Consider the following 26,702-nt stretch of genomic DNA (forward strand, 5'->3'; position numbering starts at 1 on the left):
GGTCGGGGCGAACCTGTGTCCGATGTCTGAGGAGAGCCCGTGGCACCCCGGATCGCCGTTGTGCCCGCTCCGCACGGCCCCGGCGGGCGGCTCCAGCCGCTCGGCGAGGACGGCGTCCCGCTCGGGCCGCCCGAGCAGGTCGCCGACCTCGCCGCCGCGATGGCGCAGCGCGAGGCGGCCGGCCGGCCCCGCTGGGTCTGGGCGGCGGCCGACAGCGCGTACGCGCCGCTGCTGCCGCTGCGGGTGGCCCGCTGCCACGACCTGCGGCTGGTGGAGGCGCTGCTGCTCGGCCACGAGGGGGCCTGGGGCGAGCCCCGTTCGCTCGGCGCCGCGTGGGCGCGGCTGCGCGGGCTGCCGGTGCCGGCCGACCTGCCGGAGACCGGTGGCGCCGGCGGCGAGGAGCAGGACAGCCTGTTCGCGCCGGACCGGCTGCAGCTGCCGCCCGGCACCGACCAGCTGACGGCGGTGGTGGCGGTGCACGCCGAACAGCTGCGCCGGATCGCCCTGGTCGAGCAGCCGGGGCTGTTCCGGCTGCTGGTGGCCGCCGAGTCGGCCGGTGCGCTGCTGGCCACCGAGATCACGTACGACGGCCTGCCCTGGCGGACGGACCGGCACGACCGGCTGCTGACCGACCTGCTCGGCCCCCGTCCGCACATCCCCGGCACTCAGCCCAAGCTGCTCGCCGAGCTGTCCGTCGAGCTGCAACAGGCGCTCGGCTCCCGCCCGTTCAACCCCGACTCGCACGCCCAGGTGCTGAAGGCGTTCGCCGACCAGGGCATCCGGCTGAGCTCCACCCGGGTGTGGGAGCTGCGCGAGATCGACCACCCGGCGGCCCGGCTGATGATCCGTTACAAGGAGCTGTCCCGGATCCACGCCGCGCACGGCTGGGCCTGGCAGGACGCCTGGGCACGCGGGGGCAGGTTCCGCCCCGAGTACGTGGTCGGCGGGGTGGTCTCCGGCCGGTGGGCCAGCCGGGGCGGCGGGGCGCTGCAGATCCCGCGCATCCTGCGCGGCGCGGTGGTGGCCGATCCGGGCTGGGCCCTGGTGGTGGCGGACGCGGCCCAGCTGGAGCCCCGGGTGCTGGCCGCGCTCTCCGGCGACGCCGGGCTGGCCCGGTCGGCGGCCGAGGGCGACCTGTACGACGCGCTGGCCGCCAGCGCCTTCCAGGGCGACCGGGACAAGGCCAAGCTCGGCCTGCTCGGCGCGATGTACGGCCAGACCAGCGGGGACATCGGCCCGCTGCTGGCCACCCTGCGCCGCAAGTACCCGACCGCGATGGGCTACGTGGAGGCGGCCGCCCGCACCGGCGAGGAGGGCGGCATCGTCCGCTCCCGGCTGGGCCGGACCTGCCCGCCGCCGTCCGCCGACTGGCTGGATCTGACGGAGGCTCCGGAGACCGCCGGGGAGGCGGGCGGCCGGTCCGCCCGGGCCCGCGGCCGGTTCACCCGCAACTTCGTGATCCAGGCCAGCGGGGCGGACTGGGCGCTCGCCCTGCTGGCCTCGCTGCGCCGCCGGCTGACGGCGCTGAGCACCGGTCCGGACCGGCCGCACCTGGTCTTCTTCCAGCACGACGAGGTGATGGTGCACACCCCGGTCAACCTGGCCGACCAAGTGGTCGAGGCGGTCGCCGAAGCGGGCGAGGAGGCCCGGCGGCTGGTGTTCGGCGACACCCCGGTGCGCTTCCCGCTCAGCACCGCCGTGGTGGACTGCTACGCGGACGCCAAGTGACGGAGGCTCAGAACTTCCGGTAGCCCCGGGCGTCCTCGGCCGCCGCCACCACCTCGGCCACCGAGGCCCCGGTCGAGGCGGTGACCACGGCCGCCACCGCGCCCTCCACGAACGGCGCGTCCACCAGCCTGGCGTGCTCCGCCGGGTGGTCCTCCAGCGCGGCCAGCGTGGTCAGCACCGAGCTGCCCAGGTCCGCCAGCACCACCACCCCGGCCCCGGCGTCGGCCGCCGCGACGGCCGCCACGATCAGGTCGTAGCTGGTGCCGAGCGAGCCGTCCTCGGTGCCCGCCGCGAGCAGCACCGGGACGTCCCCGGAGCCGAGTTCGGCGAGGAGTTCACGGAGCCCGGCCGCCAGGCCGGGGCTGTGCGAGACCAGAACGATGCCCACGTACGCGCCCATGCCCCGACCCTACCCAGCCCCACCGGCCGCCCACCCACCATCAGTTCGGCCCTGGCGTGTCGTCCCGCAGGACGGGCGGCCCCGGTTGACGTAACGTCGGCCGGGGGATCCGTCGGGAGGAGAGCCGGTCTTGAAGAAGCTGATCAACACCCCGGAGACGGTGCTGGCCGACGCGCTGGCCGGATTCAGGGCCGCCCACCCCGAACTGAGTGTCGATCAGGAGAACCGGGTGATCACCAGGGCCGGCCGCCCGGCCGCCCCGAAGGTCGCGCTGGTCTCCGGCGGCGGCTCCGGGCACGAGCCGCTGCACGCCGGCTTCGTCGGCCCCGGCATGCTCGACACCGCCTGCCCGGGCGAGGTGTTCACCTCCCCCGTCCCCGACCAGCTGCTGGCCGCCGCGCAGGCCGTGCACAGCGGCGCGGGCGTGCTCTTCGTGGTGAAGAACTACACCGGCGACGTGCTGAACTTCGAACTCGCCGCCGAACTGGCCGCCGAGGAGGGCATCGAGGTCCGCACCGTCCTGGTGAACGACGACGTCGCGGTGGAGGACTCCACCTGGACGGCCGGCCGCCGGGGCACCGGTGCCACCGTCCTGGTCGAGAAGATCGCCGGTGCACTGGCCGAGCGCGGCGCCGATCTCGACCGGGTGGCCGCCCTCGGCGACCGGGTCAACGCCGCCTCCCGCTCCTTCGCCATCGCGCTCACCGCCGCCACCGTCCCGGCCGCCGGGAAGCCCGGCTTCGACCTGCCGGAGGACGAGATCGAGGTCGGCGTCGGCATCCACGGCGAACCCGGCCGCCGCCGCGAGCCGCTCCGCCCGGCCGCCGAACTGGCCGCGGAGGTGGTCGACACCATCCTGGCCGACCACCACCTCACCGCCGGGGACGAGGTGATCGCCCTGCTGAACGGCCTCGGCGGCACCCCGCTGATCGAGCTGTACGTGGTGTACGGCGCGGTCGCCGACCGGCTGGCCGAACGAGGCATCCGGATCGCCCGCAACCTGGTCGGCAACTACGTCACCAGCCTCGACATGGCCGGTTTCTCCCTCACCCTCACCAAGGCCGACCCCGAGCTGCTCGAACTCTGGGACGCCCCGGTGACCACCCCCGCCCTGCGCTGGTCCTGAGAGGACGCCGCCATGGACAGCACCCTCGCGCAGACCTGGCTGCGGGCCGTCGCGGCCGCCGTCGACCACCGGCAGCAGGAGCTGACCGAGCTGGACGCGGCGATCGGCGACGGCGACCACGGCTCGAACCTGCACCGGGGCTTCACCGCCGTGCTGCCCGCGATCGAGGGCCTGGACTCGGCCGGAGCGGTGCTGACCAAGGCGGGCTCCACCCTGATCTCCAAGGTCGGCGGTGCCTCCGGGCCGCTGTACGGCAAGGCGTTCCGGGCGATGGGCGGCACGCTCACCGAGGGCGGCGACTTCGGCGCGGCACTGGCCGCCGGGCTGGCCGCGATCGAGAAGCTGGGCGGCGCCGCACCGGGCGACAAGACCATCGTGGACGCCTGGGCCCCGGCACTGGCCGCCTTCGAACGGACCGGCTCGTACGCCGACGCGGCGGCCGCCGCCGAACAGGGCGCGCTGGACACCGTCCCGCTCCAGGCCCGCAAGGGCCGGGCCTCCTACCTCGGCCCGCGCAGCGTCGGCCACCAGGACCCGGGGGCCACCTCCACCGCCCTGATCCTCCGCGCACTGGCGGACTCGGCCCCGGGTTAGAGGTCCGTACGGCTGATCAGCAGCAACAGCGCGTCGTCCCCCAGCTCGCCGCCGGTGTGCTCCAGCAGGTCGGCGTACAGCCGCCCGACCGCCACCTCCAGCTCGGCCGCCGAGCGGGCGGCCTCCCGGACCAGCGGGCCGACCCGCTCAGCCAGCGGGTAGAACTCACCGCTGCGGTGGTGCCTGGCCTCGATCACCCCGTCGGTGCAGAGCACCAGCACGTCCTCCGAGCCGAACGCCGTCTCCATGCTCTGCGGCTCGCCGGCCGCCATCCGCCCCAGGCCGAGCGGCACCCAAGGGTCGCTGGCCTCCAGCACCGTCACCGTCCCGTCCAAGGCCACCATGATCGGTGGGACGTGCCCGAAGTGCAGCAGCTCCACCGCTCCCGGGCGCCGGACCTCGGCGAACAGCGCGGTGGTGAACTCCCCGTCCGGCACGTGCCGCTCCACGCTGGCCTCGACCCGGGCCGCCACCGCGAGCAGCCCGCTCTCGTCGTACGCCGCCTCCCGGAAGGCGCCGAGCACCACGGCCGCGGTCTGCACCGCGCCGAGCCCCTTGCCCCGGACGTCGCCGACCAGCACCCGGGTGCCGTGCGGGGTCTCCAGCACCGAGTACAGGTCGCCGCCGATCCGGGCCGCGTCGGCCGCCGAGGCGTAGCGGACGGCCAGCCGGAGCGGTCCGACCGCCGGTCCCGGTGGTCGGAGCAGGGCGCGCTGGGCGGCCTCCGCCACCGAGGAGACGGCGGCGAAGGCCGCGGCTCTGCGCATCCTGATCCGGGCCACCCAGGCGCTGAACGCCGAGAGCACGACATAGCTGACCACCGCGCCGAACAGGAACTGACCGTTGTTCAGATCGGCCACCTGGTCGTAGTGGCCGAGACCGATCAGCGCGCCGAAGCCGACCGCGCAGACCATCAGCAGCTCCAGCGGCCGCAGGGTGAGCGCCGCCAGCGAGGGGACCACCACCATCAGCGGGGCCAGATAGCTCTCCCGCCCGGTCACCAGGTCCGCGAACACCACCAGCAGCAGGGCCAGCACGGCCGGGGCGGCCCGGCGCCGCCAGGACAGGTCCTGCAGGTCGGCGGCGAGCAGGGCCCGCTCCCGCCGGGCGGGCGAGAGCCCCGCGGCCTTGGGGACCGTCGGCGACTGGGCTCGGGTGAACCGGGACACATACCGAACATAGCGGAGGAATCGGTCTTCGCATCCGCGCGTCATCCCAGGCAATCACGTCCGAATTACCCCTTTTGTCATACCGTACGGGGAACGTGACGCCCACTCATCGAGGGAAGGTCCCCGCCGATGTCCGGATACGGCAGCCCAACACCACCGCCTACCCCGCCGTCCAGCCCGCAGTGGTCCGCACCGGCCGCCGCCCCACCGGTCCAGCAGTCACGCCACTGGCTCAAGCTCTTCCTGATCGGCCTGGCGCTCTGGGCGGCGACGGTGATCGTCACCTTCTTCACCGACAACAGCAACCTGGTGCCGACCATCGTGCTGCTGGGCAGCTTCCTGGTCCCCGGCACCTTCGTGGTCTGGGCGTACGAGCGCTACGCCGCCGACGTCGGCCCCGAGCGGATCGCGGCCTGCTTCGGCATCGGCGGCATCATCGGCGTGCTCGGCGCCTCGGTGCTGGAGACCTACCTGCTCTCCCCCTCGATCTGGATGTACCTCGGCGTCGGCCTGATCGAGGAGGCGGTCAAGCTGGCCGCCCTGATCATGGTCGCCCGCCGGATCCCGGTGGCCGGCCTCCGGCACGGCCTGGTGCTCGGCGCCACCGTCGGCGCGGGCTTCGCCGCCTTCGAGAGCGCCGGCTACGCGTTCAACGCGGTGCTGAGCATCCACGGCCTCGCACTCAAGGACCTGGTGGAGACCGAGATCCTGCGCGGCGTACTCGCGCCGGTCGGCCACATCCTGTGGACCGCGATCATGGGCGGGGTGCTGTTCCGCGAGCGGCGCGACGGGCGCTTCCGGTTCAACGCCCCGGTGATCCTCACCTACCTCGGCGTCTCCCTGCTGCACGCGCTCTGGGACAGCACCAGCGGCATCGCGGTCTGGCTGGTGGCCCGGACCACCACGAGCGACTTCCAGCGGGCCATCTTCGAGCTCGGCTACATGCCCGACCCGACCAGCGAGCAGGTCCACCTCTACACCCTGTACGACACCCTCGGGCTGATCGTGGTCTCGCTCGGCGGCCTGATCTGGCTCCGGGCACTGATCAGCCGGAACCGGGCGGCCGCACCGGCCGACTAACCGGGCGGGCGCGGCAGGACGGGTGGTTCCCGGAATTCCCGGGGACCACCCTTTCCCGTGTCCCGATGCCCACTCTGCGTCCCCATGCGGTTACCCTCTGCTGGCGATCAAGCGGATCGCCGGCACCCCACTGGCGCAAGGAATACCCCCAGGGGGTATGGTGTTGTCACAGTCAGCCCCAGCGCGGGGCGACCGAACCTCCGGAGGCCCCGATGTCGAGCACCGTCACCTACTCCGTCAGCGGTATGAGCTGCGGCCACTGCGAGAAGTCCGTCAGTGCCGAGGTGGCCGGCCTGCCCGGCGTGACCGACGTCGCCGCCGACGCCAAGGCCGGCACCGTGACCATCTCCTCGCAGGCCCCGCTGGACGACGAGCAGATCCGCGCCGCCGTGGACGAGGCCGGCTACGAGCTGGTCGGCCGCTCAGCCTGAGCACCCTCCCGTACGGGGCCGCCCGCCGGGCCCGGCCCCGTACGCTTTCCTCAAGGAGCAGTGAGTCCATGAGCACCACCACCCCAGGCATAGGGCCCGGCGCGCTCCGCGACCGGGTGGAACTCGCCATCGGCGGGATGACCTGCGCCTCCTGCGCGGCGCGGATCGAGAAGAAGCTCAACCGGATGGACGGCGTCGAAGCCACCGTCAACTACGCCACCGAGAAGGCGCAGGTCGACTTCGCGCCCGAGGTCAGCGTGGCCGACCTGATCGCCACCGTGGAGCGCACCGGCTACACCGCCGAGCTGCCCGCCCCGCCGACGCCCGCTGCCGAGGACACCCCCGCCGAACAGCCCGATCCCCTGCGGGAGCGCTTGCTGATCAGCGCCGCGCTCTCGGTCCCCGTGGTGCTGCTCTCGATGATCCCGGCGCTGCAGTTCGACAACTGGCAGTGGCTCGCCTTCGCGCTCACCGGCCCGGTCGTGGTCTACGGTGGCCGGCCCTTCCACCGCGCCGCCTGGACCAACCTCCGGCACGGGGCGGCCACCATGGACACCCTGGTCTCGCTCGGCACCCTGGCCGCCTTCGGCTGGTCCGTCTGGGCCCTGTTCTTCGGGCACGCCGGGATGACCGGCATGCGGCACGCCTTCACCCTCGGGGTCGGCGCCGGTGACGCTTCGTCAACCCTGTACCTGGAAACCGCCGCCGCCGTCACCACCCTGATCCTGCTCGGCCGCTGGCTGGAGGCCCGCTCCAAGCGCCGCGCCGGCGCCGCCCTGCACGCCCTGCTCGACCTCGGCGCCAAGGACGTCGCCGTCCTCCAGGACGGCCGCGAGGTACGGCTGCCGGTGGACCGGCTCACCGTCGGCCTGCGCTTCGTGGTCCGGCCCGGCGAGAAGATCGCCACCGACGGCACCGTGGTCGAGGGCACCTCCGCCGTGGACGCCTCGATGCTCACCGGCGAGGCCGTCCCGGTCGAGGTGACCGTCGGCGACACCGTCACCGGCGCCACCGTCAACGCCGGCGGCCGCCTGGTGGTCGAGGCCACCCGGGTCGGCGCCGACACCCAGCTGGCCCGGATGGCCAAGCTGGTCGAGGAGGCGCAGAACGGCAAGGCCGCCGCCCAGCGGCTGGCCGACCGGATCTCCGCGGTCTTCGTGCCCGTGGTCATCCTGATCGCGCTCGGCACCCTGGTCACCTGGCTGCTCGTCAGCAACAGCCCCACCGAGGCGTTCACCGCCGCCGTCGCGGTACTGATCATCGCCTGCCCCTGCGCCCTCGGCCTGGCCACCCCGACCGCCCTGATGGTCGGCACCGGACGCGGCGCCCAGCTCGGCATCCTGATCAAGGGCCCGGAGGTCCTGGAGACCACCCGCAAGGTCGACACCATCGTGCTCGACAAGACCGGCACCGTCACCACCGGCCGGATGTCCCTGACCGCCGTGCACACCGCCGACGGCGTCTCCGAGACCGAGGTGCTCCGGCTGGCCGGCGCCCTGGAGCACGCCTCCGAGCACCCGATCGCGGCCGCCATCGCCACCGCGGCCGCCGACCGGCTCGGCGAACTCCCGCCGGTCACGGGCTTCGAGAACGTCCCCGGCCGGGGCGTCCAGGGCGTGGTCGACGGCCACGCGGTGATCGCCGGACGCGAACTGCTGCTCGCCGACTGGGCCCAGCACCTGCCTGCGGAGCTGGCCGCCGCCAAGGCCGCCGCCGAAGCCACCGGGGCGACCGCCGTCTCGGTCGGCTGGGACGGGCAGGCCCGGGCCGTCCTGGTGGTCTCCGACACCGTCAAGCCCACCTCGGCCGCCGCCGTCGCCGAACTCCGGGCACTCGGCCTGCGTCCGGTCCTGCTCACCGGCGACAACCGGAGCGCCGCCGAGGCGGTCGCCGCGGAGGTCGGCATCGACGCCGCCGACGTGATCGCCGAGGTGCTGCCCGAGGACAAGGTCGCCACCATCCGCAGGCTGCAGGCCGAGGGCCGCTCGGTCGCCATGGTCGGCGACGGGGTCAACGACGCCGCCGCCCTCGCCCAGGCCGACCTCGGCCTCGCCATGGGCACCGGCACCGACGCCGCCATCGAGGCCGGCGACCTCACCCTGGTCCGCGGCGACCTGCGCTCGGCCGCCGACGCGATCCGGCTCTCCCGCCGCACCCTGGCCACCATCAAGGGCAACCTGTTCTGGGCCTTCGCCTACAACGTCGCCGCGATCCCGCTCGCCGCGGCCGGGCTGCTCAACCCGGTGGTCGCGGGGGCCACGATGGCCTTCTCCTCGGTCTTCGTGGTCACCAACAGCCTCCGCCTCCGCAGGTTTGCTGCCGCAAGCTGAGTGTCTGCAGGCGCTCGACTGTTGGCAGGGCGCTCGGTTGCACTGTCCAGGGGCTCGGGGCTCTGCTGATTTGCGGCTCCGCCGCGCGGGCGAGGAGATCTGGCGTTCGGGTCACTGCGAAAGTGCCTGACCACCTACGCAACGATCACCTTTTTCGAGGTCGGCGTCGCAGTTCCCCGAGCCCCTGCCTTCCGGACCTATCTGCCGAGAAGTTCCCCGCCGTTGCAGTGCAGGATCTCCCCGGTGATGAAGCCGGCCTCGGCGGAGGCCAGGAAGTAGACCGCGGCCGCCACCTCGCCCGACTCGCCGATCCGCCCGAGCAGGGTACGTGCGGCGCGCCGGGAGACCTCCGCCTCGTCCAGCCGGGGACCGAAGAACTCGGTGCCCGAGACGGTGCCGGGGGCCACGATGTTGGCGGTGATGCCGGAGGCGCCGAGCTGGGCGGCCAGGAAGTGGTTCCAGGCGTGCAGCGAGGCCTTGGCGGCCCCGTACGAGCCCGCTCCGCGCAGGGCCGCGATCGAGCTGACCGTGACCACCCGCCCGCTGCCCTGGGTGAGCCGGTCCCGGAGCGACTCGGTGAGCAGCACCACGGTCAGCACGTTGCGCTCGAAGTCCCCGCGCCAGCGGGCCAGCACGGCGTGCGGCCCGGCCCCGATCACGGTCTCCCGGCTGCCGGCGTTGTTGACCAGGACGTCGATCTCGGCGGGCAGCGCGTTCAGGGCGTCCTCGACCGCGTCGGGATCGGCCAGGTCGCAGACCAGCGGGGTGACGTTCGGACCGAGGTCGGCGGCGGCTCTCTCCAGGACCGCCCGCCGACGGCCGACGATCACCACGCGCTCGCCCGCCTCGGCGAAGCGGCGTGCCACCTCGTACCCGATGCCGGTGCCGCCACCGGTGACTACGACGTTCCTGGCCATCTGCGCACTCCCTCCCTGGCATGCCGCCGCGGCTGAGGATGCGCGGGCGGTCCGTACCGGAATGAGACGATTCCTATCACGCTGGGTTGCGGCGGCTGCGGGGAGGGTGACGTCGCCCGGCTGGGATCGTGTGGTATGGGACAGGCACCGGCCGGACACGGAGCGTGGAGAGAGCCAACTCACACCCCCCGAACGTAACTTTGCGCCCCCGAATACGTCTTACCTTTGTAGTACGACGGTTCATGACCGCCGTGAACGGGGCTCCGGCGGGCCCCGGTACGACTGCCGAGTTCTCGGCGGTCTCGCGCACGACGCCGGGGAGCGGCAGCCGCCAGGGGCGCTTTGAGCGGCCGCTCCCGGCAACCAGGGCCGCCCCCGGGCGTCGTGCGCCGCTTCTTCCGGTAGGAAAACGCAGCAGGGCCCGGCCACCAGTGGTGGCCGGGCCCTGCTGCGTCAGGCGTGGGTCAGCGCGCGTCGAGCTCGACGTAGTCGCGGATCTCGACGCCGGTGTAGATCTGGCGCGGACGGCCGATGCGGCTGCCCGGGTCGTTGATCATCTCGTGCCAGTGGGCGATCCAGCCCGGCAGCCGGCCGAGCGCGAACAGCACGGTGAACATGCTGGTCGGGAAGCCCATCGCGCGGTAGATCAGGCCGGTGTAGAAGTCCACGTTCGGGTAGAGCTTGCGCGAGACGAAGAAGTCGTCCTTGAGCGCGTGCTCCTCCAGCTTGAGCGCGATCTCCAGCAGCTCGTCGGACTTGCCGAGCTGGCCGAGCACCTCGTGCGCGAGGATCTTGACCTGCGCGGCGCGCGGGTCGAAGGCCTTGTAGACGCGGTGCCCGAAGCCCATGAGCTTCACGCCGTCCTCGCGGTTCTTCACCTTGCGGATGAAGGTGTCGACGTCACCGCCGGACTTCTGGATCTCCTCCAGCATCTCCAGCACGGCCTGGTTGGCGCCGCCGTGCAGCGGGCCCCAGAGCGCCGAGATGCCGGCCGAGATCGAGGCGAACTGGTTGGCGTGGCTGGAGCCCACCAGACGGACCGTGGAGGTCGAGCAGTTCTGCTCGTGGTCCGCGTGCAGGATCAGCAGCTTGTCCAGCGCGTTCACGATGACCGGGTTGATCTCGTAGTCCTCGGCGGGGACCGCGAAGGTCATCCGGAGGAAGTTCTCGACGTAGCTCAGGTCGTTGCGCGGGTAGACGAACGGCTGGCCGACCGACTTCTTGTACGCGTACGCGGCGATGGTCGGGAGCTTGGCGAGCAGCCGGACGGTCGACAGGTGGCGCTGGCCGGCGTCGAACGGGTTGTGGCTGTCCTGGTAGAACGTCGAGAGCGCGCCGACCACCGAGGAGAGCATCGCCATCGGGTGGGCGTCCCGGGGGAAGCCCTGGTAGAAGCGCTTGACGTCCTCGTGCAGCAGGGTGTGCTGAGTGATCTCGTTGCCGAACACCGCCAGCTGATCGGCGTTCGGGAGCTCGCCGTTGATCAGCAGGTACGCGGTCTCGATGAAGCTGGCCTTCTCGGCCAGCTGCTCGATCGGGTAGCCGCGGTAGCGCAGGATGCCGTTGTCACCGTCCACGAAAGTGATCGCGGACTTGTAGGCGGCGGTGTTGCCGAAGCCGTTGTCCAGGGTGACCAGGCCGGTCTGCGGGAGCAGCTTCGAGATGTCGAAGCCGGCGTTGCCCGCAGTGCTCTCGACGACGGGGTACTCGTACTCGCCGTCCTGGTACCGCAGTACTACCGAGTTGTCGCTCACGTCTTCCTCACCGACGAAATGAATCCTCTTCCAAGGTGCCCTGACTGTCTCTACGATCCCCCATCCGCAGGACCGCCGTGCACCCGGGGTGGGCCGAGAAGGCCCTTGCCCTACAAAAGCTGTCGCCGCAGCCGGTATGAACCGGACAAGATCGGCACAGACCAGGTTCCGCCGTAAATCTCTTCACGTCAAGACAACCCCTCGGTAGGGCAGCCCCTTGGACGATCATCCAGTTGCCAGCCGATGATCGAGCGCGGAGTGCCTGCGACCAGCACTGACGGCCCGAACCGCCTGCGCGATCGCTCTCCGTGAGCCGACCAGCACCACCAGTTTCTTCGCCCTCGTCACAGCGGTGTAGAGCAGGTTCCGCTGCAGCATCGTCCAGGCCGAGGTGGTGACCGGAATCACCACCGCCGGGTACTCGCTGCCCTGCGAACGGTGGATCGTCACGGCGTACGCGTGGGCCAGCTCGTCCAGCTCGTCGAAGTCGTACGGCACCTCCTCGTCCTCGTCCGTCCGGACGGTCAGCCGCTGCTCGTCGACACTGAGGTCGGTCACCACTCCGACGGTGCCGTTGAAGACCCCGTTCCGCCCCTTCTCGTAGTTGTTGCGGATCTGGGTGACCTTGTCGCCGACCCGGAACGTCCGGCCGCCGAAACGGCGCTCCGGCAGCCCGTCCCTGGCCGGCGTCACCGCCGCCTGCAACAGCGTGTTCAGCGCGCCCGCACCGGCCGGGCCCCGGTGCATCGGGGCCAGCACCTGGACATCACGGCGGGCGTCGAGACCGAACCGCTGCGGGATCCGCCGGGCCACCACGTCCACCGTCAGACCGGCGGCCGCCTCCGCGTCCTCCTCGGCGAACAGGAAGAAGTCCGGCAGGCCGTCGGTGATCGGCGGCAGGCCCTCGTTGATCCGGTGCGCGTTGGTCACCACACCGGACTGCTGGGCCTGCCGGAAGATCCTGGTCAGCCGGACCGACGGGACCGGACTGCCGGCCGACAGCATGTCCCGCAGCACCTCGCCCGCACCGACCGAGGGCAGCTGGTCCACATCCCCGACGAAGAGCAGGTGGGCCCCCGGCGCGACCGCCTTCACCAGCTTGTTCGCCAGGATCAGATCCAGCATCGAGGCCTCGTCCACCACCACCAGATCCGCGTCCAACGGCCGGTCCCGGTCGTACGCCGCCTCACCGCCCGGCCGCAGCTCCAACAGCCGGTGCACGGTGGACGCCTCAGCCCCCGTCAGTTCCGCCAGCCGCTTGGCCGCCCGCCCCGTCGGCGCCGCCAGCACCACCTTGGCCCGCTTCGCCAGCGCCAGCGTGACGATCGACTTCACCGTGAACGACTTGCCGCAGCCCGGACCACCGGTCAGCACCGCGACCTTCTCGGTCAGCGCCAGCTTCACCGACTCCCGCTGCTCCGGCGCGAGTTCGGCCCCCGTACGCGTCGCCAGCCAGCCGAGCGCGGCCTCCCAGTCCACCCCCGCGAAACCGGGCATCCGGTCGACGTCCGCGGTCAGCAGCCGCAGCAGCTGATTCGACAGCGAGACCTCGGCCCGGTGGAACGGCACCAGGTACACCGCCGTGATCGGCAGCCCGCCCTCCCCCGGCACCTGCTCCCGCACCACGCCCTCGGCCGCCACCAGCTCGGCCAGGCAGTCGATCACCAACCCGACGTCGACCTGCAGCAGCTTCACCCCGTCGGCGATCAGCCGCTCCTCCGGGAGGAAGCAGTGCCCCTGGTCGCTGCTCTGCGAAAGCGCGTACTGCAGACCCGCCTTGACCCGCTCCGGGCTGTCGTGCGGGATGCCGACGGCCTGGGCGATCCGGTCCGCCGTCAGGAAGCCGATGCCCCACACGTCGGAGGCCAGCCGGTACGGCTCGTTCTTCACCACGCCGATGGAGGAGTCGCCGTACTTCTTGAAGATCCGCACGGCCAGCGAGGTGGAGACGCCGACCGTCTGCAGGAAGACCATCACCTCCTTGATGGACTTCTGCTCCTCCCAGGCCGCGGCGATCATCTTGGTCCGCTTCGGCCCGAGACCGGGGACCTCGATCAGCCGCTTCGGCTCGTTCTCGATCACCTCCAGGGTCTCCACCCCGAAGGCCTCCACGATCCGCTCCGCGAAGCGCGGGCCGATGCCCTTGATCAGGCCCGAGCCCAGATAGCGCTGGATGCCCTGCACGGTGGCCGGCAGGACGGTGGTGTAGTTCTCCACCATGAACTGCCGCCCGTACTGCGGGTGCGAGCCCCACCGCCCGAACAGCCGCAGCGACTCCCCCGGCTGCGCCCCCAGCAGGGCCCCGACGACCGTCAGCAGGTCGTTCGCCCCGCGCCCGGTGTCGACCCGGGCCACCGTGTAGCCCGTCTCCTCGTTGGCGTACGTGACCCGCTCCAACACGCCCTCCACCTGGGCAAGCTGACGCTGCGGCGGCTGTGTGCTCTGCGCACTCTGCGTACTCACAGGGCGCCCCCTCGGGTCGGTGACGGTGCGCTACGCACCGTACCCTCCCGCACCGACAGTGCGGGTACGGTCATGGCTTATCGTCCTGATCATGAACGACCTGACAATCCGACCGGCGGAGGCCACCGACCTCCCCGCCATCGTGGCCATGCTCGCCGACGACCCGCTCGGCGCCACCCGCGAGTCCCCCGACGACCTGACGCCCTACCAGGACGCCTACGCCCGGATCGCCGCCGACCCGCACCAGCACCTGGTGGTCGCCGAGTCGGCCGGCCGCACCGTCGGCACCCTCCAACTGACCGTCATCCCCGGCCTCTCCCGCCGCGGCGCCACCCGCACCCTGATCGAGGCCGTCCGGATCCACGCCGACGCCCGCGGCACCGGCCTGGGCACCGTGCTCATCGAATGGGCCGTCGAGCAGTCCCGCACCCTCGGCGCCGAACTCGTCCAGCTCACCTCGGACGCCACCCGCACCGACGCCCACCGCTTCTACGAACGCCTCGGCTTCACCGCCTCCCACCTCGGCTTCAAGCTGGACCTCCGATGAGCCCCCGCCCGGCAGACCTCAGCACCGACACCGAACGGGAGGCCCTGGTCGGCTTCCTCGACAAGCAGCGCGCCAGTTTGCTGCGCAAACTCGACGACCTCAGCGACGAGGACGCCCGTCGAGTGCCCACCGCGAGCTCGCTCTCCCTGCTCGGCCTGCTCAAGCACTCCGGCATCTGGGAACGCCGCTGGTTCCAGATCATCCTGGCCGGCCACGAACACCCCGCCGAATGGCCCGCCGTGGACGAGGAGGAGGGCGCGGACTTCGCCCTCGGCGCCAACGACACCGTCGCGCAATGGCGAGCCTTCTACGAGACCCAGGTCGCGATCAACCGGGAACTCGTCGCCGGAATGCCCTTGGAGACCCGGTGCGCCTGGCCGAAGATGGCCGGCCGCAACCTGCGCTGGGTCCTGCTGCACATGATCGAGGAGACCGCCCGGCACGCCGGCCACGCGGACATCATCCGCGAAACGCTGGACGGGGAAACCGGCATCTGAAATGCAGAAAGCCCCTCCGGGAGACCCGGAGGGGCTTTCTGACCAAAGATTGTTCGGCGGCGTCCTACTCTCCCACAGGGTCCCCCCTGCAGTACCATCGGCGCTATGAGGCTTAGCTTCCGGGTTCGGAATGTAACCGGGCGTTTCCCTCACGCTATGACCACCGAAACACTATGAAACTGTATGACCGCACCACACCCGTGACCAAACGGTGTGGGGTCGTTGTTTCAGAACAACACAGTGGACGCGAGCAACTGAGGACAAGCCCTCGGCCTATTAGTACCGGTCAGCTCCACCCCTTACAGGGCTTCCACATCCGGCCTATCAACCCAGTCGTCTACTGGGAGCCTTACCCTCTCAAGGAGGTGGGAATATTCATCTCGAAGCAGGCTTCCCGCTTAGATGCTTTCAGCGGTTATCCCTCCCGAACGTAGCCAACCAGCCATGCCCTTGGCAGAACAACTGGCACACCAGAGGTTCGTCCGTCCCGGTCCTCTCGTACTAGGGACAGCCCTTCTCAATATTCCTACGCGCACAGCGGATAGGGACCGAACTGTCTCACGACGTTCTAAACCCAGCTCGCGTACCGCTTTAATGGGCGAACAGCCCAACCCTTGGGACCTACTCCAGCCCCAGGATGCGACGAGCCGACATCGAGGTGCCAAACCATCCCGTCGATATGGACTCTTGGGGAAGATCAGCCTGTTATCCCCGGGGTACCTTTTATCCGTTGAGCGACGGCGCTTCCACAAGCCACCGCCGGATCACTAGTCCCGACTTTCGTCCCTGCTCGACCCGTCGGTCTCACAGTCAAGCTCCCTTGTGCACTTACACTCAACACCTGATTGCCAACCAGGCTGAGGGAACCTTTGGGCGCCTCCGTTACTCTTTAGGAGGCAACCGCCCCAGTTAAACTACCCACCAGACACTGTCCCTGATCCGGATCACGGACCCAGGTTAGACATCCAGCACGACCAGAGTGGTATTTCAACGACGACTCCACAACAACTGGCGTTGCTGCTTCAAAGTCTCCCACCTATCCTACACAAGCCGAACCGAACACCAATATCAAGCTATAGTAAAGGTCCCGGGGTCTTTCCGTCCTGCTGCGCGAAACGAGCATCTTTACTCGTAATGCAATTTCACCGGGCCTATGGTTGAGACAGTCGAGAAGTCGTTACGCCATTCGTGCAGGTCGGAACTTACCCGACAAGGAATTTCGCTACCTTAGGATGGTTATAGTTACCACCGCCGTTTACTGGCGCTTAAGTTCTCAGCTTCGCCAACCCGAAGATTGACTAACCGGTCCCCTTAACGTTCCAGCACCGGGCAGGCGTCAGTCCGTATACATCGCCTTACGGCTTCGCACGGACCTGTGTTTTTAGTAAACAGTCGCTTCTCGCTGGTCTCTGCGGCCGGCCCCAGCTCAGAGTGCAAGACTCATCACCAGTTCCGGCCCCCCTTCTCCCGAAGTTACGGGGGCATTTTGCCGAGTTCCTTAACCATAGTTCACCCGAACGCCTCGGTATTCTCTACCTGACCACCTGAGTCGGTTTGGGGTACGGGCCGCCATGAAACTCGCTAGAGGCTTTTCTCGACAGCATAGGATCATCCACTTCACCACAATCGGCTCGGCATCAGGTCTCAGCCTTAATGAGTGACGGATTTGCCTATCACTCGGCCTACACCCTTACCCCGGGACAACCACCGCCCGGGCTGGACTACCTTCCTGCGTCACCCCATCGCTCACCTACTACAGACTTGGTTCAGCGGCTCCACCACGTCCCATTGTCCGAAGACTCCGGGCCGGCTTCGCGGCCTTAGCATCACCTGGTTCGACGTTGGCGCTTCAAAGCGGGTACGGGAATATCAACCCGTTGTCCATCGACTACGCCTGTCGGCCTCGCCTTAGGTCCCGACTTACCCTGGGCAGATCAGCTTGACCCAGGAACCCTTGGTCAATCGGCGCAAGAGTTTCCCACTCTTGTATCGCTACTCATGCCTGCATTCTCACTCGTGAACCGTCCACAACTGGATTCCTCCGCTGCTTCACCCGGCACACGACGCTCCCCTACCCATCACAGCGGGCGTTGGCCCTATAGCTGCAATGACACGACTTCGGTGGTGTACTTGAGCCCCGCTACATTGTCGGCGCGGAATCACTTGACCAGTGAGCTATTACGCACTCTTTCAAGGGTGGCTGCTTCTAAGCCAACCTCCTGGTTGTCTCTGCGACTCCACATCCTTTCCCACTTAGCACACGCTTAGGGACCTTAGTCGGTGTTCTGGGCTGTTTCCCTCTCGACCATGGAGCTTATCCCCCACAGTCTCACTGCCACGCTCTCACTTACCGGCATTCGGAGTTTGGCTAAGGTCAGTAACCCGGTGAGGCCCATCGCCTATCCAGTGCTCTACCTCCGGCAAGAAACACGTGACGCTGCACCTAAATGCATTTCGGGGAGAACCAGCTATCACGGAGTTTGATTGGCCTTTCACCCCTAACCACAGGTCATCCCCCAGGTTTTCAACCCTGGTGGGTTCGGTCCTCCACGAAGTCTTACCTCCGCTTCAACCTGCCCATGGCTAGATCACTCCGCTTCGGGTCTTGGGCATGCAACTGAATCGCCCTATTCGGACTCGCTTTCGCTACGGCTACCCCACACGGGTTAACCTCGCTACACACCGCAAACTCGCAGGCTCATTCTTCAAAAGGCACGCAGTCACGAGATGTAAGGCAAGCCTCACATCCGACGCTCCCACGGCTTGTAGGCACACGGTTTCAGGTACTATTTCACTCCGCTCCCGCGGTACTTTTCACCATTCCCTCACGGTACTATCCGCTATCGGTCACTAGGGAATATTTAGGCTTAGCGGGTGGTCCCGCCAGATTCACACGGAATTTCTCGGGCTCCGTGCTACTTGGGAGAAGCTCAAGTGAGCCGCACAGATTTCGTCTACGGGGGTCTTACCCTCTACGCCGGACCTTTCGCATGTCCTTCGACTATCCATACGGTTTCTGACTCACCGACCGGCCGGCAGACCAATCAAGAACTTTCCCACGACCCCGCTCTGGCAACCCCTGCCGGGTCTCACACCAAAACGGTTTAGCCTCATCCGGTTTCGCTCGCCACTACTCCCGGAATCACGGTTGTTTTCTCTTCCTGAGGGTACTGAGATGTTTCACTTCCCCTCGTTCCCTCCACACACCCTATGTGTTCAGGTGCGGGTGACAGCCCATGACGACTGCCGGGTTTCCCCATTCGGAAACCCCCGGATCAAAGCCTGGTTGACGGCTCCCCGGGGACTATCGTGGCCTCCCACGTCCTTCATCGGTTCCTAGTGCCAAGGCATCCACCGTGCGCCCTTAAAAACTTGGCCACAGATGCTCGCGTCCACTGTGCAGTTCTCAAACAACGACCAGACACCCACCCTCAGACACCATGAAGATGTCATCAAGTAGGACCGGCACTGAAGCAACGACCATGACGGCCGTTCCCTCAGGACCCAACAACGTGCCCGACACACCCGACCTCGCTTGGTCTCACTTTCCACGCCGAAGCAGTACTTGTGAGGCCAACAGACCGTGTGTGCCGAATAGTCAACGTTCCACCCATGAGCAACCGTGTGAGACATTCGCTCACATCCGGCTATGTGCTCCTTAGAAAGGAGGTGATCCAGCCGCACCTTCCGGTACGGCTACCTTGTTACGACTTCGTCCCAATCGCTGGTCCCACCTTCGACGGCTCCTCCCCTTACGGGTTAGGCCACCGGCTTCGGGTGTTACCGACTTTCGTGACGTGACGGGCGGTGTGTACAAGGCCCGGGAACGTATTCACCGCAGCATGCTGATCTGCGATTACTAGCAACTCCAACTTCATGGGGTCGAGTTGCAGACCCCAATCCGAACTGAGGCCGGCTTTTTGGGATTCGCTCCGCCTCGCGGCATCGCAGCCCTTTGTACCGACCATTGTAGCACGTGTGCAGCCCAAGACATAAGGGGCATGATGATTTGACGTCGTCCCCACCTTCCTCCGAGTTGACCCCGGCAGTCTCCTGTGAGTCCCCATCACCCCGAAAGGCATGCTGGCAACACAGAACAAGGGTTGCGCTCGTTGCGGGACTTAACCCAACATCTCACGACACGAGCTGACGACAACCATGCACCACCTGTATACCGACCACAAGGGGGCGACTATCTCTAGCCGTTTCCGGTATATGTCAAGCCTTGGTAAGGTTCTTCGCGTTGCGTCGAATTAAGCCACATGCTCCGCTGCTTGTGCGGGCCCCCGTCAATTCCTTTGAGTTTTAGCCTTGCGGCCGTACTCCCCAGGCGGGGAACTTAATGCGTTAGCTGCGGCACCGACGACGTGGAATGTCGCCAACACCTAGTTCCCAACGTTTACGGCGTGGACTACCAGGGTATCTAATCCTGTTCGCTCCCCACGCTTTCGCTCCTCAGCGTCAGTAATGGCCCAGAGATCCGCCTTCGCCACCGGTGTTCCTCCTGATATCTGCGCATTTCACCGCTACACCAGGAATTCCGATCTCCCCTACCACACTCAAGCCTGCCCGTATCGAATGCAGACCCGGGGTTAAGCCCCGGGCTTTCACAACCGACGCGACAAGCCGCCTACGAGCTCTTTACGCCCAATAATTCCGGACAACGCTCGCACCCTACGTATTACCGCGGCTGCTGGCACGTAGTTAGCCGGTGCTTCTTCTGCAGGTACCGTCACTTGCGCTTCTTCCCTGCTGAAAGAGGTTTACAACCCGAAGGCCGTCATCCCTCACGCGGCGTCGCTGCATCAGGCTTTCGCCCATTGTGCAATATTCCCCACTGCTGCCTCCCGTAGGAGTCTGGGCCGTGTCTCAGTCCCAGTGTGGCCGGTCGCCCTCTCAGGCCGGCTACCCGTCGTCGCCTTGGTAGGCCATTACCCCACCAACAAGCTGATAGGCCGCGGGATCATCCTGCACCGCCGGAGCTTTCCACCAACCCCCATGCAGAGGAAGGTCATATCCGGTATTAGACCTCGTTTCCAAGGCTTGTCCCAGAGTGCAGGGCAGATTTCCCACGTGTTACTCACCCGTTCGCCACTAATCCACTCCGAAGAGCTTCATCGTTCGACTTGCATGTGTTAAGCACGCCGCCAGCGTTCGTCCTGAGCCAGGATCAAACTCTCCGTGAATGTCTGCAGGTAATCCTGCAACCACTCGCGTTGAGCGGCGCGGCAACCACCGGAATAGGCGGCCCCGCGCACTGCGTCCTCGCTAGTGTTTTACTTCATAAAGGAATCTCCAACCCCACCAAAAGGTGAGGCCGGGGATGTCAACATATCTGGCGTTGACTTTTGGCACGCTGTTGAGTTCTCAAGGAACGGACACTTCCTTCGAGCCGCTTATCAGGCGGACCCTCCGGGCGCTTCGTTCTTTCGTGTTCCGAGCTTATCAGATGTTTTCCGCTCCGTTTTCCGGAGTTTCATTCAGCCGACTCGCTTTTCTTCGCCCCTCTCGGTGCGACTCCGGAACTGTACGGGCATCGCCGCCCCACAAGCAAATCGCCTCCGTCCGGCGTAACCGGACGGAGGCGATCCGCAGGCGATCAGCGGACTTCGGTGATCTCCGGACCCCGTGCGAACGGGTCCAGCGAGGCCTCCGCGAAGCGGGAGCCGCCGGCGTCGACGACGCTGGCGCCGCCGTCGGCGACCATCTGCGCGTCCTCGGGGAGCTTGAGCACGATCGGGTCGCGCGGGGCCATCGGGGTCTCGCCGCGGACCACGACGGTCTGCTGGAAGACCTGCTCCAGGATTCCGGCCATCTCCGGCTGGACCGCGGCCTGGCCGGAGATCACACCGCGGAGGAACCAGCGCGGTCCGTCGCAACCGACGAAGCGCACCAGCTGCACACCCTGGGTGCCGTCCGGCAGCTGCACAGGGACCTGGGCCCGGAGGTGCCAGCCCAGCGGGCCTTCCTCCTCCTCGACCAGGCCGCCCTGCTGGGTGATGCCCGAGGCGATCTCGTCGCGGACCTCGCCCCAGATGCCCTCGGACTTGGGGGCCGCGAAGGCCTGGAGCTGGATGGCGCTGTTGCCGAGGACCAGGGTGGCGGCCACGATCGCGTCGCCGGCCACCTCGACCCGCAGTTCCATACCCTCGACACCGGGGATCAGGAGACCACCGAGGTCCACCCGGCCCTCCTCGGGGTTCTCCAGCTCGGAGATGTCCCACGGGCCGTCCGGGCGCGGGGCCGGCGGCAGGCCGACCCGGTCCGCCGGATCGGCGTCGGCGGCGTTCTCAATCTCGGAGTCGGCGGAGCCTTCGACGTCATCGGCCGTCTCGTCGGCGCTGATGGCGTCGTCGGCGAGCTGCTCGACAGCGTCCTCGCTCTTCTGGCGGCGACGGAACACGGTCACTGTCCTTCCCGGTCCAAGACCGATGCGAATACCTGCTCGACTACTGCTCGGCTACTGCGCTGGCGCGGGCATGGTAACCCTGTCGTGACCTCCGGTCGACCCGAACCCGCCTTCGGCACGTGCCGAACCGGGAAGTTCGGCCACCTCGTGGAAACTCGCCTTCTCGACCTGCTGGATCACCAGCTGGGCGATTCGGTCCCCACGGCGGAAGCTGACTCCCTCGCGCGGGTCGAGGTTTACCAGAATCACCTTGATCTCACCACGGTACCCGGCATCGACCGTCCCCGGGGCGTTCACCAGTGCAACTCCGCACCGGGCGGCCAGGCCCGATCGCGGGTGAACGAAGGCGGCGTAGCCGTCCGGCAGGGCGATCCCGACGCCGGTCGGCAGCACGGCGCGCTCGCCGGGGGCGAGCTCGGCGTCGACGGTGGTGCGCAGGTCGGCTCCGGCGTCGCCGGGGTGCTCGTACGCCGGCAGCGGCAGGTCCGGATCGAAACGGGTGATCAGGACGTCGACCGGCGGGCGGGCGGTGGTACTCACGGGTTCACCTCGAAGGCTCGGGCACGCTTGAACAGATCCGGGTCGTCCAAGGCTTTCTTGATGTCCTCGGGACGCCCGTGCGTGGTGAAGTGTTCCAGTTTCACCTGGATGAAGAGTGCCTGCGCCCGGATCGCGACCGGCCCGTCGGGTCCGCCGATCCGGCCCTCGGCCGCGCTGTAGATCTTGCGGCCCTTCACGCCGGTGACCCAGGCGTGGATGTGCAGCGTGGAGTCGACCGGGACCGGGCGGACGAAGTCGCACTCCAGCCGGCCGGTCACGGCGGCCATGTGCAGCAGCCAGTTGAGCGTGCCGAGGGTCTCGTCCATGGCCGTCATCAGCACGCCGCCGTGGGCCAGGCCGGGGCCGCCCTGGTGACCGGGGCGGACGGTGAACTCGGAGGTGACGTTCAGGTCCTCGCCCGCCACGGCGGTCAGCTGGAGGCCCTGCGGGTGCTGCGGACCGCACCCGAAGCAGTGGTCGTAGTGCGAACCGAGCAGAGTGCCGGGGGCGGGCGCCTCGGGTGCCCGGGGCGGCAGGGTCGCGTCGGCCGGGGGCGTGGTCGCAGGGAGCTGGGAGGCGGCTGATCCGTTCACAGGCGCGACCTTACCCGCGAGTAGGAAAGTCCGCACCGGTCGACGGCCAGGGAGCCGCGGGCGGGCGGCCCCGTCACGGCACACACAATGGGGGCATGTACGACGAACGCCTCACCGTCCCCCGCAGCTGGTGGCTGCTTCCCGTTGCGCTCGGCTTCTCGCTGGCGCTGATCATGCTGCGGTTCAGCGCGATCGGCGCCCTGGTCGGCCTGGTGGTCGGCATCGTCGCGGGGGCCGCCGCGCTGAGCAACTACGGCTCGGCCCGGATCCGCGTGGTGCAGGGCTCCCTGGTGGCCGGCCAGGCCCGGATCCCGGCCGATGTGCTCGGTACCGCCCACGTGCTGAACCCGGCCGAGACGGTGGCCTGGCGGTCCGTGAAGGCGGACCCGCGCGCCTTCATGCTGCTGCGCAGCTACGTGCCGACCGCGCTCCGGGTCGAGATCACCGACCCGGCCGACCCGACCCCGTACGTCTACCTGTCGACCCGCTCGCCGCAGCGGCTGGCCGACGCGCTGGCCGAGGCCCGCCGAGGCGGCCGGACCAGCTGACCCGGCCCGGGAACGGCCCGGGAACGACGGAGGGACGGCGCCGCGCATGTGCACGCGGGACCGTCCCTGTGTTCCGTACTACGACGCGGCCGGTGGGACCGGTCGCGCGGTCGAGCTGGAGCGGCCGCCGGGGTGACCGCAGTTGCTGCCTCCGGCCTTGCTGCCCAAGGCCGGGCGGGGCGGTGTGCCGGTCCGGCGAGGATCGCCGGCCCGGGCCTTCCCGCCCGGTGCTCAGGCGCCGCAGTCCTGGCAGATGGGCTGCCCGTTCTTCTCGCCGAACAGCTGGCTCCGGTGGTGCACCAGGAAGCAGCTCATGCAGGTGAACTCGTCGGCCTGGCGCGGAAGCACCCGGACCGAGAGTTCCTCGTTGGAGAGGTCAGCGCCGGGAAGTTCCAGGCCTTCGGCGGCGTCGAACTCGTCGACGTCGACGGAGCTGGTGCTCTTCTCGTTCCGACGAGCCTTGAGCTCCTCGATGCTGTCCTCGTTGACATCGTCATCGGTCTTGCGCGGGGTGTCGTAGTCCGTTGCCATTGTTCGCTCTCCCCCTCTGGGTGTGTGCGGTATCTCCAGCGCACGTAACGCATGGGGGGCCGGTCTTGTGCCCGACCCGAGGCGGAGATTTTGCCTTACTTCAAGCCCTGTTACTCAATCGACATCCTCGAACGGCCTCTTCAGGGGCCTCCCGGGCGGTCCGAACGGCCTCACGGAGAGCTCCACCCATGAGGCCGACCGACCGTTCGGACCACTACTCTCGGTACCCGGAAGCGACTCGATCGTCCGCCAACTCACCTGCCCCGGCCGTGAATTGATGACGTGTCGACAAATCTCCCCGGCGAAGGAGCGGTCACCCTCGGCGACCGGGTCACCCGAACCGGTGATCACCCTGAGAGATCATCCGAACGTGTCGGGCGACTTCCTGTGAGCTTCCTCACAGTCTGAACTTTTCGGGCAAATCTCGGAAATCCACCCACCCGAAGGCTACTTCTTGGCGGCGTTCGCGGCCCGCCTGGCGAGCAGTGCGGCCTGCCGCTCGTCGAACTTGGTGGCCTGCGCGTCGAGGGCGCCGAGGAAGACGCCGAGCTCCTGCTGGGCCTGCAGGCCGGCCGCGCCGAGGCCGCCGATCTCCATCACCTTGAGGTGGCGCAGCACGGGCTGCAGCACGTCGTCGTGGTGGATCCGGAGGTTGTAGACGCCGCCGATGGCGAGCTGGGCCGCCGAGCGCTCGAAGCCGGGCATGCCGTGGCCGGGCATCCGGAAGTCGATCACCACGTCGGCGATGGCCCGCATGGCCTGGTCGGGAGCGATCTCCAGCGCGGCCTTGAGCAGGTTCCGGTAGAAGACCATGTGCAGGTTCTCGTCGTTGGCGATCTTCGCGAGCAGCTGGTCGCAGATCGGGTCGCCCGAGAAGTGGCCGGTGTTGCGGTGCGAGATCCGGGTGGCCAGCTCCTGGAAGGCCACGTAGGCCACCGAGTGCAGCATGCTGTGCGAGTTGTCGGACTCGAAGCCCTCGCCCATGTGCGTCATCCGGGCCCGCTCCAGCTCCACCGGGTCGACGGCCCGGGTGGCCAGCAGGTAGTCGCGGATGGCTATCCCGTGCCGGCCCTCCTCCGCCGTCCAGCGGTGCACCCAGGTGCCCCAGGCGCCCTCGCGGCCGAACATGGTGGCGATCTCGTGGTGGTAGCTGGGGAGGTTGTCCTCGGTCAGCAGGTTGACCACCAGCGCGATCCGGCCGAGCGGGGTCACCTTGGACTGGTCCAGCGCCCAGGCCTCGCCACCGAGCACGCCGTCGAAGTCGCGACCCAGGCTCCAGGGCACGTACTCGTGCGGCATCCACTCCTTGGCGACCTTGAGGTGCCGGTTCAGCTCGACCTCCACGACCTCCTCGAGCGCCATGATCAGTCGCGCGTCGGTCCAGCCCGCGGTGCTGAGCGAGGCGGCGGAGGGGGCGGCGGCGGTGCGCTGCTCGGGTGCGATGGTCACGGCGGTGCTCCTGAAAAGGCGGGGCAGGGACGACGGGGGTCGCGTCTGGCCGGGTGGCTACGACCAACCTTACGGCTCCGTAGGTTACGACACCGTAAGTTGTCCCGACCGGAAATGACAAGCCGCCCCCGCCAGGGCATATGTCATGGCGACTGGCCTGGCGGGGGCGGCGTTCGGGGCCGACGGGATGCTCCGCGCACGGAGCGAAATCCGGCCCAAAGGGACACTGGGGTGGCTGCGGTACCCCCTCAGCGGCAGTAGGGGTGGGTCAGGCTCCCGGGATCCGGACCCGGATGGTGAGACCGCCTCCGGTGCGCGGAGTGGCCTCGATGGCCCCACCGTGCGCGCGGACCACCGAGCGGACGATCGAGAGGCCGAGACCGACCCCCTTGTCGCTGCGGGTCCGGTCGGCGCCCTTGACCCGCCGGAACGGCTCGAAGATGTGCTCCAGCTCGTAGCCGGGCACCACCGGGCCGGTGTTGCTCACCACCAGCTCCCCGGCGCCGCCCGGCGCCGGGGAGGTGGTGATCTCCACCCAGCCGCCGGGCATGTTGTACCGGGTCGCGTTCTGCAGCAGGTTGAGCGCGATCCGCTCGAGCAGTACGCCGTTCCCGCTCACCTGGACGGGCTCCAGCACCGACCGCAGCTCGACCTCGCGGCCGGCTGCCTCCGGGCGAATCTGCTCCAGCGCCCGGACCGCCACCTCGGAGAGCTCGACCGGACGGCGGTCGGTGAGTTCGTTGTCGCTGCGGGCCAGCAGCAGCAGGCCCTCCACCAGCTGCTCGCTGCGCTCGTTGGTGGCCAGCAGGGTCTTGCCGAGCTGCTGCAGGTCGGCCGAGGCCTCCGGGTCGGAGAGCTGGACCTCCAGCAGCGTCCGGTTGATCGCCAGCGGGGTGCGCAGCTCGTGCGAGGCGTTGGCGACGAACCGGCGCTGCGAGTCGAAGGCCCGGTCCAGCCGTTCCAGCATCTCGTCGAAGGTGTCGGCCAGTTCCTTGAGCTCGTCGTCCGGTCCGTCCATGTCGATCCGCCGGTGCAGATCGGAACCGGCCACCTCGCGCGCGGTCCTGGTGATCCGGTTGAGCGGGCGCAGCACCCGGCCGGCCAGCGCGTACCCGAGGATGAAGGCGATCACCGCGAGGCAGACCAGCACGGTCAGCGACTTGCGCAGCAGGGTGGTCAGCGCGGCCTCGGCCTGGACGCTCTGGAAGTGCCGCAGCCACTGCTCGAAGTTGGCGGCCGTGATCACGGTGCCGTCCTCGGTCCGGATCTGCACCCCGTCGCCCAGCCGGAGCGGCGGCAGCGAGGCGTCGTAGAAGGCCTGCCGGACGAAGAAGTACATCAGCATCAGCAGCACCACCCCGGCCATCAGGAACATCCCGCCGTACAGCAGGGTGAGCCTGATCCGGATGGTCGGGCGCAGCGGCAGCCAGCTGAACAGGCCCTCGCCGTGCACCACCTGGGGCGTCGGCTGGGCCGCCGCGACGGTCGGGGGCTGGTGCGGGCGCGGCGGCACCGGGGCGCCGGCGGGCGTGCCGGGGGCCCCGCCGGTGGGGGGCGGGGTGGTCATGGCTGTCCTCTCGGTGAGGGGTGAGGGTG

20 protein-coding genes and 3 rRNA genes are annotated in these 26,702 nt (G+C 68.7%); 9 read left to right on the forward strand and 14 right to left on the reverse strand.

The genetic code is table 11. The annotated features are described in order from the left end of the window. The first annotated feature begins 39 nt into the window (after window positions 1-39). A complete protein-coding gene (locus F4556_RS09930; RefSeq protein WP_184913491.1) occupies window positions 40-1,728 on the forward strand; it encodes a bifunctional 3'-5' exonuclease/DNA polymerase in 1,689 nt (562 codons plus the stop codon). A 7-nt stretch (window positions 1,729-1,735) separates the two neighbouring features. Here F4556_RS09930 and dhaM read toward each other — a convergent pair whose 3' ends face one another. Beyond that, window positions 1,736-2,128: a dihydroxyacetone kinase phosphoryl donor subunit DhaM gene (gene dhaM / locus F4556_RS09935; RefSeq protein WP_184913493.1), complete on the reverse strand. Its 393-nt coding sequence runs from the start codon at window positions 2,126-2,128 to the stop codon at window positions 1,736-1,738. Window positions 2,129-2,258: 130 nt separating this feature from the next. On the opposite strand from dhaM, the gene dhaK reads away from it, so the two are divergent. Next, window positions 2,259-3,254 carry a dihydroxyacetone kinase subunit DhaK gene (dhaK, locus tag F4556_RS09940; RefSeq protein ID WP_184913495.1) on the forward strand — a complete coding sequence of 332 codons (996 nt, stop codon included), beginning with the start codon at window positions 2,259-2,261 and terminating at the stop codon, window positions 3,252-3,254. Window positions 3,255-3,266: 12 nt separating this feature from the next. After that, window positions 3,267-3,848 (forward strand): dihydroxyacetone kinase subunit DhaL, encoded by a 582-nt coding sequence (dhaL, locus tag F4556_RS09945; RefSeq protein WP_184913497.1) that lies wholly within the window; start codon window positions 3,267-3,269, stop codon window positions 3,846-3,848. On the opposite strand, the gene F4556_RS09950 is transcribed toward dhaL, so the two are convergent. Then, on the reverse strand, window positions 3,845-5,017 hold the full coding sequence (locus F4556_RS09950; RefSeq protein ID WP_313068233.1) for a PP2C family protein-serine/threonine phosphatase: 1,173 nt from the start codon (window positions 5,015-5,017) through the stop codon (window positions 3,845-3,847). The two genes, dhaL and F4556_RS09950, sit on opposite strands and share 4 nt — an antisense overlap. 129 nt (window positions 5,018-5,146) lie before the next feature. Between F4556_RS09950 and F4556_RS09955 the strand changes: the two genes are divergently transcribed. The 3 genes from F4556_RS09955 to F4556_RS09965 all read left to right on the forward strand — a co-directional run bounded on the left by F4556_RS09955 (window position 5,147) and on the right by F4556_RS09965 (window position 8,858). Beyond that, window positions 5,147-6,097: a PrsW family intramembrane metalloprotease gene (locus tag F4556_RS09955; RefSeq protein ID WP_184913501.1), complete on the forward strand. Its 951-nt coding sequence runs from the start codon at window positions 5,147-5,149 to the stop codon at window positions 6,095-6,097. 212 nt (window positions 6,098-6,309) lie between these two features. Continuing rightward, the gene (locus F4556_RS09960; protein WP_184913503.1) at window positions 6,310-6,528 is read left to right on the forward strand and encodes a heavy-metal-associated domain-containing protein; all 219 of its coding nucleotides are present in this window, start codon (window positions 6,310-6,312) and stop codon (window positions 6,526-6,528) included. A 68-nt stretch (window positions 6,529-6,596) separates the two neighbouring features. After that, complete coding sequence (locus F4556_RS09965) at window positions 6,597-8,858, forward strand: heavy metal translocating P-type ATPase (protein WP_184913505.1); 2,262 nt, start codon at window positions 6,597-6,599, stop codon at window positions 8,856-8,858. 197 nt (window positions 8,859-9,055) lie between these two features. On the opposite strand, the gene F4556_RS09970 is transcribed toward F4556_RS09965, so the two are convergent. The 3 genes from F4556_RS09970 to recD2 all read right to left on the reverse strand — a co-directional run bounded on the left by F4556_RS09970 (window position 9,056) and on the right by recD2 (window position 13,992). Then, entirely contained in the window at window positions 9,056-9,775 is a 720-nt protein-coding gene (locus tag F4556_RS09970) for an SDR family NAD(P)-dependent oxidoreductase (RefSeq protein WP_184913506.1), read from the reverse strand. A 464-nt stretch (window positions 9,776-10,239) separates the two neighbouring features. Further along, window positions 10,240-11,529, reverse strand: a complete 1,290-nt coding sequence (locus F4556_RS09975; RefSeq protein ID WP_184913508.1) for a citrate synthase — start codon at window positions 11,527-11,529, stop codon at window positions 10,240-10,242. A gap of 225 nt (window positions 11,530-11,754) precedes the next feature. Beyond that, window positions 11,755-13,992 (reverse strand): SF1B family DNA helicase RecD2, encoded by a 2,238-nt coding sequence (recD2, locus tag F4556_RS09980; RefSeq protein ID WP_184913510.1) that lies wholly within the window; start codon window positions 13,990-13,992, stop codon window positions 11,755-11,757. Between the two features lie 91 nt (window positions 13,993-14,083). Here recD2 and F4556_RS09985 point away from each other — a divergent pair, with 91 nt between their 5' ends. Together F4556_RS09985 and F4556_RS09990 are read left to right on the forward strand one after the other, a co-directional pair. Beyond that, on the forward strand, window positions 14,084-14,539 hold the full coding sequence (locus F4556_RS09985; protein ID WP_184913512.1) for a GNAT family N-acetyltransferase: 456 nt from the start codon (window positions 14,084-14,086) through the stop codon (window positions 14,537-14,539). Then, entirely contained in the window at window positions 14,536-15,036 is a 501-nt protein-coding gene (locus F4556_RS09990) for a DinB family protein (RefSeq protein WP_184913513.1), read from the forward strand. The genes F4556_RS09985 and F4556_RS09990 overlap by 4 nt, the downstream gene beginning before the upstream one ends. Window positions 15,037-15,087: 51 nt before the next feature. On the opposite strand, the gene rrf is transcribed toward F4556_RS09990, so the two are convergent. The 6 genes from rrf to F4556_RS10020 form a co-directional block, all read right to left on the reverse strand. Further along, a 5S ribosomal RNA gene (gene rrf / locus F4556_RS09995) occupies window positions 15,088-15,204 on the reverse strand. Window positions 15,205-15,292: 88 nt separating this feature from the next. Further along, window positions 15,293-18,414 (reverse strand): 23S ribosomal RNA (locus F4556_RS10000). A gap of 284 nt (window positions 18,415-18,698) precedes the next feature. Continuing rightward, window positions 18,699-20,222: ribosomal RNA gene (locus F4556_RS10005) — 16S ribosomal RNA — on the reverse strand. Together the 16S, 23S and 5S rRNA genes form the textbook arrangement of a ribosomal RNA operon. A 413-nt stretch (window positions 20,223-20,635) precedes the next feature. Further along, window positions 20,636-21,439: a DUF3710 domain-containing protein gene (locus F4556_RS10010; RefSeq protein ID WP_184913515.1), complete on the reverse strand. Its 804-nt coding sequence runs from the start codon at window positions 21,437-21,439 to the stop codon at window positions 20,636-20,638. 57 nt (window positions 21,440-21,496) lie between these two features. After that, entirely contained in the window at window positions 21,497-21,985 is a 489-nt protein-coding gene (gene dut / locus F4556_RS10015) for a dUTP diphosphatase (RefSeq protein ID WP_184913517.1), read from the reverse strand. Continuing rightward, window positions 21,982-22,578, reverse strand: a complete 597-nt coding sequence (locus F4556_RS10020; protein WP_184913519.1) for a PaaI family thioesterase — start codon at window positions 22,576-22,578, stop codon at window positions 21,982-21,984. The genes dut and F4556_RS10020 overlap by 4 nt, the downstream gene beginning before the upstream one ends. A gap of 95 nt (window positions 22,579-22,673) precedes the next feature. On the opposite strand from F4556_RS10020, the gene F4556_RS10025 reads away from it, so the two are divergent. After that, entirely contained in the window at window positions 22,674-23,126 is a 453-nt protein-coding gene (locus tag F4556_RS10025; RefSeq protein WP_184913521.1) for a DUF3093 domain-containing protein, read from the forward strand. A gap of 231 nt (window positions 23,127-23,357) precedes the next feature. Here the strand turns inward: F4556_RS10025 and F4556_RS10030 are convergent, their stop codons facing one another. The 3 genes from F4556_RS10030 to F4556_RS10040 form a co-directional block, all read right to left on the reverse strand. Beyond that, entirely contained in the window at window positions 23,358-23,657 is a 300-nt protein-coding gene (locus F4556_RS10030; RefSeq protein ID WP_057229281.1) for a DUF4193 domain-containing protein, read from the reverse strand. Window positions 23,658-24,104: 447 nt separating this feature from the next. Next, window positions 24,105-25,106, reverse strand: coding sequence for an acyl-ACP desaturase (locus tag F4556_RS10035; RefSeq protein WP_376775677.1), 1,002 nt, complete (start codon window positions 25,104-25,106; stop codon window positions 24,105-24,107). A 268-nt stretch (window positions 25,107-25,374) separates the two neighbouring features. Further along, complete coding sequence (locus F4556_RS10040; RefSeq protein ID WP_184913523.1) at window positions 25,375-26,673, reverse strand: sensor histidine kinase; 1,299 nt, start codon at window positions 26,671-26,673, stop codon at window positions 25,375-25,377. Between the last annotated feature and the right edge of the window lie 29 nt (window positions 26,674-26,702).

Origin of the sequence: Kitasatospora gansuensis, assembly GCF_014203705.1 — a bacterium.
GTDB lineage: Bacteria > Actinomycetota > Actinomycetes > Streptomycetales > Streptomycetaceae > Kitasatospora > Kitasatospora gansuensis.

Coding starts and splice junctions, on each gene's coding strand:
- dhaM (WP_184913493.1), bottom strand. CDS start 2,128: ATGGGCGCGTACGTGGGCATCGTTCTGGTCTCGCACAGCCCCGGCCTG.
- dhaL (WP_184913497.1), top strand. CDS start 3,267: ATGGACAGCACCCTCGCGCAGACCTGGCTGCGGGCCGTCGCGGCCGCC.
- F4556_RS09955 (WP_184913501.1), top strand. CDS start 5,147: ATGTCCGGATACGGCAGCCCAACACCACCGCCTACCCCGCCGTCCAGC.
- F4556_RS09960 (WP_184913503.1), top strand. CDS start 6,310: ATGTCGAGCACCGTCACCTACTCCGTCAGCGGTATGAGCTGCGGCCAC.
- F4556_RS09965 (WP_184913505.1), top strand. CDS start 6,597: ATGAGCACCACCACCCCAGGCATAGGGCCCGGCGCGCTCCGCGACCGG.
- F4556_RS09970 (WP_184913506.1), bottom strand. CDS start 9,775: ATGGCCAGGAACGTCGTAGTCACCGGTGGCGGCACCGGCATCGGGTAC.
- F4556_RS09985 (WP_184913512.1), top strand. CDS start 14,084: ATGAACGACCTGACAATCCGACCGGCGGAGGCCACCGACCTCCCCGCC.
- F4556_RS09990 (WP_184913513.1), top strand. CDS start 14,536: ATGAGCCCCCGCCCGGCAGACCTCAGCACCGACACCGAACGGGAGGCC.
- F4556_RS10025 (WP_184913521.1), top strand. CDS start 22,674: ATGTACGACGAACGCCTCACCGTCCCCCGCAGCTGGTGGCTGCTTCCC.
- F4556_RS10030 (WP_057229281.1), bottom strand. CDS start 23,657: ATGGCAACGGACTACGACACCCCGCGCAAGACCGATGACGATGTCAAC.
- F4556_RS10040 (WP_184913523.1), bottom strand. CDS start 26,673: ATGACCACCCCGCCCCCCACCGGCGGGGCCCCCGGCACGCCCGCCGGC.